We start from the raw sequence: 14,430 nt of genomic DNA, 5'->3' as shown, positions 1-14,430 counted from the left end.
ATGATTTGAGCGTTTTTATCAATATCATATTGCTCATTTTGAGCAATATGGTTTGAGCATTTTCATCATTATCATATTGCCCATTTTGAGCATTATGGTTTGAACATTTTCATCATTATCATATTGCTCATTTTGAGCATTATGGTTTGAGCGTTTTTATCATTATCATATTGCTCATTTTGAGCAATATGGTTTGAACATTTTCATCATTATCATATTGCCCATTTTGAGCATTATGGTTTGAGCGTTTTTATCATTATCATATTGCCCATTTTGAGCATTATGGTTTGAGCGTTTTTATCATTATCATATTGCTCATTTTGAGCATTATGATTTGAGTATTTCGGACAGAATGGTCAATGATAAATAGGCATTAAGGTAAAGTTGTAATTGTTGACAATGATGAAATATAATTTTGAATAAAGAGAATATTCTAAAATAATTAAAAGTAAAATGAATGTTAAGTAGAATATAATTTCTTTAAGAGAATTTATAAATTTTTATTTGGAGGTTGATATTTTATGGTTTTTTTCACTTTTTTTACATAAATCCATGATTGAACCTTCAAAATAATCTCGTATGTCATTAAAAGTTGCGATTTCTCATAAAACTAAGTATAAGTTTGATCGTAGCGTCAGCTTGTCGCCCCACATTTTTCGCTTAAGACCTGCGCCTCATTCACGAACTTCGATTGAAGGATATTCCTTGAAAATTACTCCAGAAGAACATTTTATTAACTGGCAGCAAGACCCATTTGGAAACTATCAAGCAAGAGTTGTTTTTCCAGAAAAAACAAGAGAACTAAGCGTAGAAGTAGAAGTAATCGCTCGAATGGAAGTAATCAATCCTTTTGATTTCTTTGTAGAAGAATATGCCGAAAAATTTCCATTCAAATATGATGAGATTTTATCAAAAGAGTTAGCTCCATACCTAGAAGCAGGTGAATCAGGATTATTATTGACAGAGTTTTTGAAAGAAGTAGAAGCTCAGGCAGATATTAATACCGTTGATTTTTTAGTATATGCCAATCAAAAAGTTTATGGACATCTTGATTATAATATTCGGATGGAGCCTGGTGTACAAACTTGTGAAGATACACTAAGAATTAGAAGTGGTAGTTGTCGAGATTCTGCTTGGTTATTAGTCCAGATTTTACGTCATAAAGGTATTGCGTCTAGATTTGTATCGGGCTATTTGGTTCAACTAACCCCTGATGTAAAGTCCTTGGACGGCCCTTCTGGTCCAGAAGAAGACTTTACAGATTTACATGCTTGGGTCGAAGCTTATATTCCTGGAGCAGGTTGGATAGGGCTAGATCCAACATCTGGATTATTTGCTGGTGAAGGACATATCCCTTTGTGCTGCACACCTGATTATGCGAGTGCGGCACCAGTTACAGGAGCTACTGATATATGCGAAGTAACATTTGAGTTTGATAATAAAGTTTTCCGTATTCACGAAGATCCAAGGGTGACCAAGCCTTATACTGAAGAGCAGTGGGAGAAAATCATGAATGTTGGTAATATCGTTGAAAAGGATTTACAAGATGGGGATGTGCGTATGACGATGGGAGGAGAACCAACCTTTGTCTCTGTAGACGATTTTGAATCAGCAGAATGGAACTCGACGGCTGATGGTCCACTCAAGCGCCAGCTTGCCTATAATCTTGCCTTACGCCTCAAAAATCGCTTTGCTCATGGAGGCTTACTACATTTTGGACAGGGAAAATGGTATCCAGGTGAATTGTTTCCACGTTGGCAATATGCTCTTTACTGGAGAAAGGACGGACATACCATTTGGAAAAATGACGACCTTATCGCAAAAGAAGGACAAACAAATTATAACTTCCACGATGCTGAACTATTTGCCACAGAACTCACCAAATATTTAGGTATTCGTCCGAGTAATTTGTGCCCTACTTTTGAAGATCCTATTTATTGGACGTTAGAAGAAGGTAAATTACCTGTAAATGTAGATCCTCTGGCAGTAAACCTGAAGGATTCGATAGAGCGCCGTACATTAGCAAAAGTATTAGAAAAAGGGTTAAATAATCCTGTAGGATTTGCACTGCCGATTCGCTGGAATTGGGATGCTAGCTCATGGACAAGTTGTGTATGGGAATTTCGAAGAGAAAATTGTTTCTTAATTCCGGGAAATTCTCCAGTGGGTTTAAGGTTGCCATTGAATTCATTACCTGTAATTTCTAAAACTCAAAGAGACGAACCCTTAGAGCGTAGTCCATTTGAAGATTTGCCAGTATTAGGAGATTATAGTACTGTTGCAGAGGCTCGATATGGTTCTGAAGCTACCGATTATGTGGCTCCCATCTCAAAAGCTTCTAAAATCAAGGATGAAGATAAAAGTAAGAAAACGGATGAGCAAGAAGAAAAACCTTTGTTATTTGAGGTAAATACGATTCAAACAACTCTGGTGATTGAGGAAAGAGACGGAATACTGTATGCTTTTCTGCCTCCGACAGAATACTTAGAGCATTATCTAGATCTTATTGCTTCTATTGAGGCAACCGCAGAAAAATTACAAATGCCCGTTAGAATCGAAGGATATACGCCTCCTTCAGATTATCGGCTAGAAAAACTTGTGGTATCGCCCGACCCTGGGGTAATTGAGGTAAATATTCACCCATCAAAAAATTGGCAGGAGCTAGTCGACAATACCACGGCATTGTATGAAGAAGCTTTTTTGTCGAGGTTAGGAACCGAAAAGTTTATGGTAGATGGACGACATACAGGAACAGGCGGTGGTAACCACGTAACGATTGGTGGAGCAAAACCTGCTGATAGTCCGATTTTACGACGCCCCGATTTGTTGCGAAGTTTGGTTACTTATTGGCAGCATCACCCTGTGTTGAGCTATTTGTTTGCTGGTTCATTTATTGGTCCAACAAGTCAAGCGCCACGAGTAGATGAAGGCCGTGACGAGCGTTTGTATGAACTTGAAATTGCTTTTGACCAAATCCCAGACGATGGCAATGTGCCATTTTGGATGGTAGATAGAATTTTCAGGAATCTCTTAGTTGATATTACAGGAAATACACACCGTACCGAATTTTGTATAGATAAACTGTATTCACCAGACTCATCTACTGGTCGTTTGGGAATTCTTGAATTTAGAGCATTTGATATGCCACCGCACAAGCACATGAGCTTGGTTCAAAATCTACTAGTTCGTGCCTTGATTGCTAAGTTTTGGAAACAACCCTATAAGAAAAAGCTAATTCGTTGGGGTACGGAATTACACGATAGATTTTTACTACCTCATTTCGCTTATTTGGATATGATCGACGTAGTAAATGATCTGAAAGATGCAGGCTATGAATTCGATATTTCATGGTTTGATGCCTTTTTCGAATTTAGATTTCCACATCATGGTGGTATAACTGTCGACAACTTGCAACTAGAGCTTCGTTTAGGAATAGAACCTTGGCATGTACTTGGTGAAGAACTTTCAAATGCTGGCACAGCTCGTTTCGTGGATTCATCTTTAGAAAAACTTCAAGTTAAGGTTTCTGGATTTGTTCAAGACCGACATATTTTGATATGCAATGGCTGTAGAGTTCCATTACGACCAACAGGAATTAAAGGCGAATATGTAGCTGGTATCAGATATAAAGCTTGGAATCCGCCATCGGCGCTACATCCTACAGTTGGAGTAGATGCTCCATTGGTATTTGATATTGTAGATACTTGGAATAACCGTATAATTGGTGGATGCACCTATTTTGTGTCGCATCCTGGCGGGCGAAGTTTTGATACATATCCTATCAATAGTTATGAAGCGGAGTCTAGGCGAATTAGTCGCTTTTGGAGTTTTGGGCACACTCCGTCTATGACAGAAACGGTTCCTGCACCTATAAGATTCAATACAGCTCCTTCGCGATTTGTTGCTGAAAATAAGAAGAATATGAAAATTGATACGCCTGTTGAGCTTATCAATGCTGAATATCCCACTACGCTTGACTTAAGAAGATTCTGGAGAGCTAGATAAGCCTTAAGTGCTAGTTTTACTGGATATTCAACTTGTAATTTTGTGGTAAACTTAGTTGGGCAAAGCTTTTAAAAGGATAGGTTATCTGATGTTTTTCTGATTCGTCGTGATAACCTATCCTTGTTTTTTTTTCGTAAATATGTACATTTATGTTTTTACGCTTACAGAATACAATGATACAAACAAATAAAGTGAAAGATTTACCATTTTGCAGTCAATATTTTGAGTGCTTGCTTATGATAATATGATTACTGAAGTGAAAGATAGTTTACTCAAAGCGTACCTCGAAGAGATAGAGTCTTATGACGAAATACTGGACGCTAATCAACAAGTAAAACCATATTGGAAAAAGATGTTTGATACCCTCGAAAAGCTGGGTATGGAACAGCTTGTGGTACGTAGTAAGGAATTAACCAATAAGCTTCAGGAAAATGGTGTCACTTACAATGTATATGGTAGCTCTGAAGTAAGTGCAAGACCTTGGCAGTTAGACCCTATTCCTTTTTTGCTTGAAAAATCAGAGTGGGATTACATTGCTAAAGGGCTAAAGCAAAGAGCAATGGTACTAGATTTGATGCTGAAGGATATTTATGGACCTCAACTTTTGTTAAAGGAAAGTGTTTTACCTCCTGAGTTGATTTATGATAATTGTGGATTTTTACGCTCATGTATGGACGTAAAATTGGCTTGCGAAAAGCAGTTACTCATTTATGGTGTAGATATTGCTCGTGGACCTGATGGCCGAATGTGGGTGGTCGATAATCGTACTCAAGCGCCTTCGGGATCAGGATATGCCCTCGAAAACCGTACGGTCATGAGTGCGATATTGCCTGAATTGACAACTGGAATGACGGTAAATCGTCTTTCTCCTTTTTTCAAAACTTTTCATAAAGAGGTAACTGCTCTGACAGGAAAAAGTCGAGAACATCCAACAATTGTATATTTGACCCCAGGGTCAGGGAATGAGACTTATTTCGAACATGCCTATTTGGCTTCGTATTTGGGTTATACTTTGGTTCAGGGCGATGATTTGGTGGTGAGAGATGGTTTTGTATGGTTACGATCAATAGATGGCCTAGAAAAAGTAGATGTGATAATTCGTCGAGTAGATGATGACTGGTGTGATCCATTAGAATTACGGGAGGATTCTCGTTTGGGAATTCCAGGGCTATTACAAGCTATGCGCTCAGGCAAAGTTGCTGTTGTAAATACACCAGGAGCAGGTGTCCTTGAAAATAGTGGTCTTCTAGCCTTTATGGGAGCTGCTTGTCGTTTTTTTCTGAAAGAAGAACTAATATTACCTTCCATTGCTACTTGGTGGTGTGGGCATAAGCACGAACTTAATTACGTAATTGAGAATATTCCTAGGCTTATTATAAAAAAAGCTAATCGTAAACAGATTTTTCGCTCGGTGTATGGTAGGTTGCTAACGCCCGAACAGCGCATGGAGTTGATTCAACAAATTTTGCAGTCACCTCACGAATATGTTGCACAAGAGGAAATAGGTCTTTCGACAACTCCTTCGTTAGTAAATGGGAAATTAGTGCCTCGTTTGGCAGCGCTTAGGGCTTATTTGGTAGCTAATGGCGACGACTATATGGTCATGCAGGGGGGACTGACAAGAAGTTCTGCTGTAAAAGGGCGTTTTGAAGTTTCGCATCAGCATGGTGGTTGTTCTAAAGATACTTGGATTGTATCAGACACTGAAATAGCACAAAAGGAGATTCGCATCGAAATGCCCAAAGAGTCTGTGCATCATCATACTTCGCTGCCTAGCAGAAGCGCTGAGAATCTTTTTTGGGTAGGTAGATATGCCGAGCGAACCATGTCTACGACCAAGTATATCAAGTTGTTGATAAATGCACTCCATGAAAGTGTCAAATTTGGAAATGCCTCAAAATCAGAACATATTGAAATTTTGTTAAAAGGTCTCACACATCTCACCTTAACCTACCCTGGTTTTTTGGATACAGAAAAGCCCGATTTATTAGCTAATCCATACCAAGAAATACATAAAATTATTTACGATCTTAAGATATTAGGCTCTGTAGCATCGAGTACAGAGGCATTTTTGAAGGGTGTTATTTCTGTGAGTGACAAATGGAACCATGATACATGGCGTGCAATTTATTCGATTGAGAATACATTCAAAAAAATCAAGAGACCCGATGAAGCCTATTCTAATAGTAATACCATGCAAAAAATCATGGATAAACTTCATGCTCGCTTATTTACATTTTATGGTATTGTTGCCGATACAATGCCAAGGGATAGCGGATATTATTTGTTCGAATCAGGAAAACTCATAGAAAGAATTCTACTAAAAATCAGTACAATTCGGGCTTGTTTTAGTTTTAAAAGTGAATCTTATGTCGAAAATGAGCTCATAGAAGCAGTTCTTATCAATCATCATTTATTGATTTATTATCGACAGCTTTATAAATCTAATTTGAATTTGGAGGCAATGCTTGATATGATTTTTCTGGAAACTAAATTACCTTATTCTTTAGCCTTCCAACTAGATGAACTTGGGCGTTATTTGTCTGAATTACCTAAGCCATTGTACACAGAGCGACTAAATCAGGCTCAAAAAGCTGTCTTGCAAGCAGGTTTGAAAATTAAATTAGCTGATGTTTCTCAAATGATTATTTTTGAACAAGACACTTTGTATCGAGTACATTTAGATAGTTTACTTGCAGAAGTATTTGATTTAATTTTATCAGTAAATAACTCTTTGACAAATTTGTACTTTACTCATACCGAAATACAACACTCTTTTTTGAGTAGTACCGAAAATTTAAGTCAGAATGAAATATAACTTAATTCATAAAACTTCATATAAATATCACGAAACAGTTAATAATTATCATAGTTTAGTGTGTTTGAAGCCTAAAGATTTGGAAGGACAAATTTGTGATAGTTTTAAATTAACAATAACACCATCTCCCAATGAAATTATTGAAAGAAAAGATTATTTTGGGAATACAGTCCACTATTTTTCAATCCATGTTCCTCACCAAGAATTAATCGTTCAGGCTGTTAGTAAAGTTCAGAGTTTACCCAAAATTCAAAAGAATATATCTACTGTATCAGTTCAAGATTGTAAAAATATACTCTGGAATAACAGTGAGCTAAAAGTTGAACTTTTACAATATATGCTACAAAGTCCTTTCATTAACTGGGACGCTGAAATACAAGAGTTTGCGCTTAGTTGCTTGCAAGGTAATATTGTACTTTATGAAGGAGTTATGCGGTTATGTCATAAAATTTTCAAAGAGTTTAAGTTTGTTTCAAATGCTACTTCTATTTATACTCCCATCAAAACGGTGTTAAAAGAACGAAGGGGTGTTTGTCAAGATTTTTCACATTTGGCAATTGCTTGCTTGCGGAGCTTGGGGCTGGCTGCACGTTATGTTAGTGGATATATAGAGACTCTTCCGCCAATTGGACAACAAAAATTACAAGGCTCGGATGCTTCTCACGCTTGGATTTCGGTGTATATCCCTGAGATGGGCTGGTGTGAGTTTGACCCAACCAATGATATGATTCCTCAAGAGCGTCATATCATTACTGCGTATGGTCGTGATTATAGCGATGTGGCTCCATTGAAAGGTGTAATATTTAGCTCAGGAGGGCATCAATTGTCGGTTTCGGTGGATGTAATCCCTGTCTAGTAATGAGAAAAAAAAGATAATAATTCAAGTAAAGTAGTGATAGAAAGGATAACTAGTTGAGTTGTCCTTTTTTTGTATCTATCGATTTTTTTTCCTTATCTGACTAAAAAATAGCATGAATTATATAAAAATTTAATCAAATAATGGTAATAATTCATTTCTTTGTATCATATTAATTCAATAATAACCTTATTAATTTTTACGATATGAAATATAAATATATACCATTATTTGCTGCTACTTTATCGCTATCTCTGAGCGTTCAAGCTCAGAAATATACCTCACAATCGAAAGGTGATTTTACCATTGTTCAAAACAAAGGTGGTGTTAAATTAGGCTATGCTCCGAGTTCAGGTGTGAAAATTTTGACAGTAGATGGTTGGGCCTTTAAAGATTTGAACAAAAACGGAAAGCTCGATAAATACGAAGATTGGCGCCTGCCAACTGATGTTCGAGCTAAAGATTTGGCGTCTAAAATGTCGGTCGAACAAATTGCTGGCTTGATGTTATATTCTGGTCATCAGTCGTTGCCTGCACGACCAATGGGATATTTTTCTGGAACTTATAATGGTAAGCCTTACAAGGAAGGAGAAACAGATCCTTCTGACATGACCGACCAGCAGAGAACATTTTTGGATAAAGATAACTTACGACATGTTTTGTTGACTACAGTAAAAAGTCCTGAGGTAGCTGCCAAATGGAATAATAAAATGCAAGCATTTGTCGAAAGTACTGCGTTGGGTGTACCTGCCAATAATAGTTCTGACCCTCGTCATGGAACTTTGGCAAGTGCCGAATACAATGCTGCGGCTGGTGGGACCATTTCGATGTGGCCAAGTTCATTAGGCTTAGCAGCCACCTTTAATCCGACTATTATGCATCGTTTTGGAGAAGTTGCTTCTGCCGAATACCGTGCTTTGGGTATTGCTACGGCATTATCTCCGCAAGTAGATATTGCTACCGAACCTCGTTGGAGTCGTGTGAGTGGAACTTTTGGAGAAAACCCTTATTTGAGTGCAGCGATGGCGCAAGCATATTCTGATGGCTTTCAAACTTCTTACGGTGATAGAGAAATTAAGGATGGTTGGGGTTTTGGAAGTGTGAATGCGATGGTGAAACACTGGCCTGGTGGTGGTTCTGGCGAAGCTGGTCGTGACGCTCATTATGCTATTGGGAAATATGCGGTTTACCCTGGCAAAAACTATGCACAACATTTTATACCTTTTACTGAAGGTGCTTTTAAACTAAAAGGTAAAACTAAGATGGCTTCTGCTGTGATGCCATACTATACAATTTCGTGGGGCTTTGATACAAAAAATAACGAAAACGTAGGTAATAGTTACAATAAATATATCATCACAGATTTGCTCAGAGATAAATATCACTATGATGGTGTTGTGTGTACCGACTGGGGTATAACTCATGCTCACACGGTGATGGATAACTTTGTAGATGGCAAGCCATGGGGCTTAGAAAAACTTACTGAAGCGGAGTTACATTACAAAGCTTTGATAGCTGGTGTGGATCAATTTGGAGGTAACAATGATTCTAAACCTATTATCGATGCTTATGCAATGGGAGTAAAAGAGCGAGGAGAAACATGGATGCGTGCTCGCATGGAAAAATCAGCGGTTCGTTTGTTACGTAATATTTTCCGTGTTGGTTTGTTTGAAAACCCCTATTTGGATGTTCAAGAAACAGTGAAAGTAGTGGGTAATCCTACATTTATGCGTGAGGGTTTTGAAGCGCAGACTAGCTCAATTGTAATGCTCAAAAACAAAGGAAATATTCTACCGCTTCGCTTAGGTAAGACTGTCTATATTCCTAAACGTTTTGTTCCCAAATCTCGTAATTTCCTAGGCATGGAAACTCCTGAATCGTTGGAGTATCCTGTCAACTTAAATATTGTTAAGAAGTACTTTACAGTTACTGATAATCCAAATGAGGCTGATTGTGCCATCGTATTTGTGAATAACCCTGCTTCTGGCATTGGCTATGATAAAGCAGATTTGGAAAAAGGTGGTAATGGTTATTTGCCAATAAGTCTACAGTATAAAGAATATACTGCTACTGAGGCTCGTGAAACGAGTATTGCTGGTGGAGATCCATTGGAGGCTTCAACGAACCGCTCTTATAAGGGTAAAACCATAAAGGCTTCAAATTCGACTGATTTGGATATGATTTTAGAGACAAAAGCTAAGATGAAAGGAAAACCTGTTATCGTTTCAGTATCGATGGAGAATCCGATGGTATTCAATGAATTTGAGAAGGAGGTAGAGGGTATTTTGGTAAACTTTAAAGTACAGGATCAAGCTATTTTTGATATTATTTCTGGAAAAAAAGAACCTTCAGCTCTGTTGCCAATTCAAATGCCTGCTAATATGAGTACTGTTGAAAAACAAGCAGAAGATGTGCCACATGATATGGAATGTCACAAGGACTCAGAAGGTAATGTCTACGATTTTGGCTTTGGCTTAAATTGGAGGGGTGTTATCAAAGACGGTCGTGTTAAGTTGTATAAAAAATAATATAACATGATCCATTATTTGTAATTAAAAAGACAGGCGAAAAGAGTTCCTTCTCGCCTGTCTTTTTAATTATTTTTCTTAATTATTCGTTTGCAACGCCAGTTGAGATAATTGACCATAAACCAAAAGTTTTTGAATGCAGGATTACTAGTCTGTTTATGATGATACCGAAAATAAATTTGCTGAATTATCACCAATAATCTAAACAGCCCATATACCTCATAGAAGGTAAAATCTACATTTTTTAGGCTCATTCGTTCACAATAGTAGCTAATGACTTCCTTACGAGTTAGCATTCCTCTTAGATGTGTGGGTTGTCTTCTGAACATCTTGAATACAAAATCATCATCTGCCTGAATCCAATAAGCTAGACTATTGCCCAAATCCATCAGTCCATCGCCCACCGTTGCCATTTCCCAATCCAGAATACCGATTACTTCTAAATGCTCATCAGCTGAAAGAACGATATTATCAAAACGATAATCATTGTGAATAAAGCAGGTATATTCTTCAGACGGAATGTTGTTTTGTAGCCAATGAATCACATATTCGCAAGAAGGCACATTCCATGTTTTGGCTTTTCGGTACCGTTCTACCCAACCTGTGATTTGCCTATTCGCATAGCCTTTCCCTTTTCCAAATTGTTGTAAATCAGTATTTTCTAAGTTGATTTTATGCAAATCAACTAATTTGTCTATTACTCTAATACATAGATTTCGTACCTTTTCAGAACTTAGTTCTAAGCCTTTTGGAAGATTTGCTCTAGGAATAATTCCTGAGATTTTTTCCATTATATAAAACTCTCGACCAATTACTGTAGTATCACTACAGTATAACTCTATGTTTGGTACGAAGGGATAATAAGGGGCAAGTATTGACATTATCTTAGATTCTCTTGCCATATCATGAGCCCCTTTGGCTTTAGTACCTTTAGGCGTACACCTCAGAATGTATGTCTTATCATTTATTGTAATTTGATACGTTAAATTTGAGGCTCCACCACTAAACTGCTTCAAGGTAATGGAGTCAATAGTAATAGAGAACTCTTTTGCTAAATAGTTTTTCAATGTATCCAAATCTAGCTGGTCTTCAGTACGAACATCTTTGGGTTTATCAATTAATAAGTTTTCCATTTCCAGCCCTTTTATGATTCTCGGTATTTTTTTAGTTCTAGTTTTGCCACCACATTTCTATGAACTTCATCTGGGCCATCAGCTAGTCTTAAAGTTCGTGCGTATGCATATAGTCCAGCGAGTGGAGTATCATTGCTAAGGCCTTTTCCTCCAAATAGTTGCATTGCTTGATCTATAATTTTACAGGCAACCGTCGGTGCAACTACTTTAATTTGTGATACCTCACTCAAGGCACCTTTGATACCATAAGTATCTAACAAAAAGGCAGTTTTCATAACGAGTAACCTTGCCATATCGATTTCCATACGAGCATTGGCTATAATATCTGTATTTCCTCCAAGTTCAATAAGCGACTTCCCAAAAGCTGTTCTTGATTTTCCCCTCTCTATCATCAGACGTAATGCCCGCTCACTTGCTCCAAGCACTCGCATACAATGATGGATTCGACCAGGACCTAAGCGCCCCTGTGCTATTTCAAACCCTTTTCCTAGTCCGCCAATAAGATTTGATTTTGGTACTTTAACATTTTCGAAACTGACTTCACCATGACCGTACGGTGGGTCATAAGTGCCAAATACAGGCAACATTCGTTTGATGCTTACACCCTCGGTATCTAGTGGAATGAATACCATTGAGTGCTGTGCATGTTTGGCTTCTTCAGGATTTGATAAACCCATGAAAATTGCAATTTTACAATTAGGATGCCCTATGCCAGTACTCCACCATTTGGTTCCATTGATCAGTAAATAATCGCCTTTACCTTCAATCGTAGCCTTCATATTGGTTGCATCACTTGAGGCAACTGCTGGTTCGGTCATACAAAAAACAGAACGAATTGAGCCTTCCAAGAGAGGAGTAAGCCATTTTTCTTTTTGTTCTGTAGTCCCATATTTCCAGAGGACTTCCATATTGCCTGTATCGGGAGCATTGCAATTAAAAACTTCTGGAGCCAATAACGAATATCCCATCGCTTCGGCGAGGGGTGCGTATTCAACGTTGCTCAAACCACTAATTTCTGGAAGGAATAGGTTCCACAATCCTTGAGATTTTGCTAATTTCTTTAAAGATTCTATCTCTTCATCGAGAGACCATTCTTGAAAGTTAGGATTCGAAATAAGAGGTTCTGCACGAAATTTTTCTTCAATGGGTAAAATGTGTTTATGAACGAAGTACTCAACTTTTTGGATTAAGTCAAGAGTCTTGGGAGAATGTGAGAAGTTCATATATTGTTATTTCAAAGTGAATTATGGTAGGAATTTACAAAGAAAAGTTTAAAATTTTCTTGAAATGAGAATAATCACTTTAGGGTAGGCACAAAAAAAACTGACACCATAAATATTATAGTGCCAGTAACTACACCCAATTTTCTATAAAAACTATGATAATATGTTTTAGCTCACTGAGCTTCCGAAATCATGAGAATTACCTGTGATACAGGAAAATATGAATTTTATGTAAAAGTAATATATTACCGCAAATTTGACAACTAAATTAGGATAGTATTCAAATTATTCCAACGAGGATTCATGATTTTTTTATGCAATCGTTATCGGTAACGTTTCCATTTGGATTATGAAAGTAATTATTTGAATGATTTTTTAAAAGTTATAATCTTAAAAGCGTTGTTTAAGTATTATTTACTATAAAATATCCTCAAATCTTTAGCTAAACTTATTAATCGGATAGGTCTTCATGCAAAATTATTTTTGAATATACTTTTATTAAACGAAAATAATTTGACTCTTCTTAACTTCCTGATTTATACAAGGTATTGAAATAATTAGTATCTTACTAACAGTTTGGTTTGAGTTTGCCAACTTAGTAATTTTGATTAAATCCAATGAGATATTCACTTTTTAACGAACAACCTATTTGGTATTTAGATGTTTTTGCTGAATCTATCGTAGAACGAGGTCGTGTGAGATTACGTCCTCTAGATGGACAAAGAGCTGATAGTACACTTCGTATTGAGTGCAGTCGAAAACTTCGCCAAAAATATGGAGTGGGTACGGTTTTTAAATTGGATGTTCGACTGGTACGACCCCATAATAAAAAGCCCTATTTGATATGTCGAAATAGAAAAGAATTGACTCGTGCACTTGAGTATTTTGAGAGAAATAAACGGGTACAAATAGAGCATCTGATAGGCACTCAACTCTCTCTATTTTAGGAAGTTTACTCATAAAATAAAAGCGTCGAAGGCGCTGAGAATTGATTATTTTCTATAACAGCCCACGACGCCTTACGATAAGCTACCTACGACGCCTTCAAAATGCTTGAAATAGGTACTTTTCGGCGCTCAATTAATCTTTTTACGGTAGTTGGGTGAAACATTTTTCCCTTCGAGGTCCTAAATCCTTTCGAGTTTAGTTCATCTGCAATTTGTTGAAGGGTGTACAATCCTCGGTCGAATCTTTCAATTAAGGCCGAAGCCAAGCGATTGTTTAAATTTTTTAAGGCTTTTTGTTTTGTCGATGCGGCTCCCACGGCTCTTGATTCATTTGTAAAATTTTCAGGTTTACCTAATTTCACGCCCCGATTCTTCTTTGCCTGCAAGGCTGCTTTAGTTCGGATGCTAATCAGTTCACGTTCACGCTGCGCCAAACCTGCAAAAACTGCTAACGTGAAGGTATCCAAAACCCCGTTTTGAGTAGGAATGTCACAACTTACAAATTTCCCTCGAACTTTTTCTAAAATATCAAAAGTATCTTTCACATCACGACTGAGTCTATCTAACTTGGCTACTATCAAAAACGCATCTTTGTCATTCAAGCAATCAGCAATGGCAGATTGAAGCATCGGTCTATTGTCTATATCTTTACCAGACTCTGCTTCGATATACTCTTGCGTTACTTCAATTTTATCAAGGGTTGCATAATGATAAATGATAGCTCGCTGTGCTTCTAATCCTAAGCCTGAGCGTTCTTGTCCTTTAGTCGATACTCTCAGGTAGGCAATATACTTCTTCATGACAATAGTTTAGAAAATTTTACAAGGCTACAATGCTCGTTATTGTCTTGTAAAAATAATAGAAAAATACATAAGTCCAAATGACATCTACCCTTAAAGACAAAAAGTCTGACCAACTCG

At 37.3% G+C, this 14,430-nt stretch carries 8 protein-coding genes; 5 read left to right on the top strand and 3 right to left on the bottom strand.

What is annotated here, in order from left to right:
• The first annotated feature begins 579 nt into the window (after nt 1–579).
• The 4 genes from QM491_RS16210 to QM491_RS16195 all read left to right on the top strand — a co-directional run bounded on the left by QM491_RS16210 (nt 580) and on the right by QM491_RS16195 (nt 10,207).
• Nucleotides 580–4,005 (top strand): transglutaminase family protein, encoded by a 3,426-nt coding sequence (locus QM491_RS16210; RefSeq protein ID WP_283328570.1) that lies wholly within the window; start codon nt 580–582, stop codon nt 4,003–4,005.
• Nucleotides 4,006–4,249: 244 nt separating this feature from the next.
• On the top strand, nt 4,250–6,823 hold the full coding sequence (locus QM491_RS16205) for a circularly permuted type 2 ATP-grasp protein (RefSeq protein ID WP_283328569.1): 2,574 nt from the start codon (nt 4,250–4,252) through the stop codon (nt 6,821–6,823).
• Complete coding sequence (locus QM491_RS16200; protein ID WP_283328568.1) at nt 6,813–7,679, top strand: transglutaminase family protein; 867 nt, start codon at nt 6,813–6,815, stop codon at nt 7,677–7,679. Before QM491_RS16205 ends, QM491_RS16200 begins: the two co-directional genes overlap by 11 nt.
• A 206-nt stretch (nt 7,680–7,885) precedes the next feature.
• Nucleotides 7,886–10,207, top strand: a complete 2,322-nt coding sequence (locus QM491_RS16195; RefSeq protein ID WP_283328566.1) for a glycoside hydrolase family 3 protein — start codon at nt 7,886–7,888, stop codon at nt 10,205–10,207.
• 65 nt (nt 10,208–10,272) lie between these two features.
• Here QM491_RS16195 and QM491_RS16190 read toward each other — a convergent pair whose 3' ends face one another.
• Together QM491_RS16190 and QM491_RS16185 are read right to left on the bottom strand one after the other, a co-directional pair.
• Complete coding sequence (locus tag QM491_RS16190) at nt 10,273–11,340, bottom strand: phosphotransferase family protein (RefSeq protein ID WP_283328565.1); 1,068 nt, start codon at nt 11,338–11,340, stop codon at nt 10,273–10,275.
• An 11-nt stretch (nt 11,341–11,351) separates the two neighbouring features.
• Nucleotides 11,352–12,563, bottom strand: a complete 1,212-nt coding sequence (locus tag QM491_RS16185) for an acyl-CoA dehydrogenase family protein (protein WP_283328563.1) — start codon at nt 12,561–12,563, stop codon at nt 11,352–11,354.
• A 617-nt stretch (nt 12,564–13,180) separates the two neighbouring features.
• Between QM491_RS16185 and QM491_RS16180 the strand changes: the two genes are divergently transcribed.
• A complete protein-coding gene (locus QM491_RS16180) occupies nt 13,181–13,510 on the top strand; it encodes a hypothetical protein (RefSeq protein ID WP_283328562.1) in 330 nt (109 codons plus the stop codon).
• Nucleotides 13,511–13,596: 86 nt separating this feature from the next.
• Here the strand turns inward: QM491_RS16180 and QM491_RS16175 are convergent, their stop codons facing one another.
• Nucleotides 13,597–14,310, bottom strand: coding sequence for a recombinase family protein (locus tag QM491_RS16175; protein ID WP_283328560.1), 714 nt, complete (start codon nt 14,308–14,310; stop codon nt 13,597–13,599).
• Nucleotides 14,311–14,430 lie beyond the last annotated feature (120 nt).

The organism is Flectobacillus longus (assembly GCF_030056705.1).
Classification (GTDB): domain Bacteria; phylum Bacteroidota; class Bacteroidia; order Cytophagales; family Spirosomataceae; genus Flectobacillus; species Flectobacillus longus.
Note: the sequence above shows the minus strand (reverse complement) of the source record. Positions and strands in the feature narration are given on the sequence as shown.

Coding starts and splice junctions, on each gene's coding strand:
- QM491_RS16200 (WP_283328568.1), top strand. CDS start 6,813: ATGAAATATAACTTAATTCATAAAACTTCATATAAATATCACGAAACA.
- QM491_RS16185 (WP_283328563.1), bottom strand. CDS start 12,563: ATGAACTTCTCACATTCTCCCAAGACTCTTGACTTAATCCAAAAAGTT.
- QM491_RS16205 (WP_283328569.1), top strand. CDS start 4,250: ATGATTACTGAAGTGAAAGATAGTTTACTCAAAGCGTACCTCGAAGAG.
- QM491_RS16195 (WP_283328566.1), top strand. CDS start 7,886: ATGAAATATAAATATATACCATTATTTGCTGCTACTTTATCGCTATCT.
- QM491_RS16180 (WP_283328562.1), top strand. CDS start 13,181: ATGAGATATTCACTTTTTAACGAACAACCTATTTGGTATTTAGATGTT.
- QM491_RS16190 (WP_283328565.1), bottom strand. CDS start 11,340: ATGGAAAACTTATTAATTGATAAACCCAAAGATGTTCGTACTGAAGAC.
- QM491_RS16210 (WP_283328570.1), top strand. CDS start 580: ATGTCATTAAAAGTTGCGATTTCTCATAAAACTAAGTATAAGTTTGAT.
- QM491_RS16175 (WP_283328560.1), bottom strand. CDS start 14,310: ATGAAGAAGTATATTGCCTACCTGAGAGTATCGACTAAAGGACAAGAA.